Raw genomic sequence first — 1,001 nt, forward strand, 5'->3', positions numbered from 1 at the left:
TCGGCTGCACTAACAATGGTGTCTGCCACTGTACCTATGGAGTTCTGCACTTGTGGGGTGTCATTGTCTCGTGAGATTGAGGAACGGCTTTTGGGTACAAGTTGATAATCTACATTAGGTTGTTCGTTCTTTTCTGCCGGGTCTTGTATTGTTTGGTGTGGGTTCTTGTATTCTTTTTGGTTAGTTGCTTCAAAGTTCTTCTGCAAGGAACGGTAGCCGAATTCCCTGCCGATTTCGGAAGCCTTGAATGATTGTCCTCCGTATGAGAACTTCAAGCCATATACCTTGCCCTGCTTGTTCTTCATGCGCTCTATGGTTACTCCGTGCTTGTTCAATTCATAGAGGAACATAGAGTGCCCTGTGATACCTGTGCCTTTGTATTTTTCAAGTAGGGCATAGCAAATCTTCTGAACCTGCTGCTTGGTCTGTTCTCTCGTGGGATTTACTTTCGCTTTTTGGTGTTTCCTCTCCGCCTTGACCTCCTTTGCGATGATTAAGCCTTTCTCCCTGCTGATTTCCTCCGCCACCCTTGCTGCCCTGTTGCTTACAAAGGTGGTATCATAAACTTCTCCGTATAGGCTGATGCGGTTGGCGATAATGTGGATATGCCTGTTGTCTGTATCCTTGTGCGTTACTGCCACCCACTGATGGTTGTCAAGTCCCATTTTCTTGGCAAACAGATGGGCTATCCACATGAGTTCGGACACAGGCAGCTTTTTCTCATCCTGCGGTGCAATGCCTATTTCGATACGGAGAAACTTGTTCCTGCAACGGCTGTTGTAGTCACTGACCACTTTCATTTCCTCATAGATTGCCTTTGGCTCCCTGCTGCAAAGATTGTGGAAGGCAAGCCGATAGCCGAGCTTACCCTCTCTGAAAATATAGTCCAGAGCCGTGCTGCCGTGTGCTATCGCCTTACATTTTCCTATCATTTCTCTTCATATTTAAGACCTTATATACCTCATCATCCACACGAAAATGCGGGTCGTAAAATCGCTTAA

1 protein-coding gene is annotated in these 1,001 nt (G+C 46.4%); it reads right to left on the bottom strand.

Translation table 11 applies throughout. The features are described 5' to 3' along the window. Positions 1 to 932, bottom strand: a 932-nt coding sequence (locus HMPREF2983_RS06150; protein WP_070667396.1) for a relaxase/mobilization nuclease domain-containing protein, incomplete at its 3' end; no start/stop codon positions are given. Positions 933 to 1,001: the final 69 nt, after the last annotated feature.

Origin of the sequence: Prevotella sp. HMSC077E09 (assembly GCF_001814685.1) — a bacterium.
Classification (GTDB): domain Bacteria; phylum Bacteroidota; class Bacteroidia; order Bacteroidales; family Bacteroidaceae; genus Prevotella; species Prevotella oris.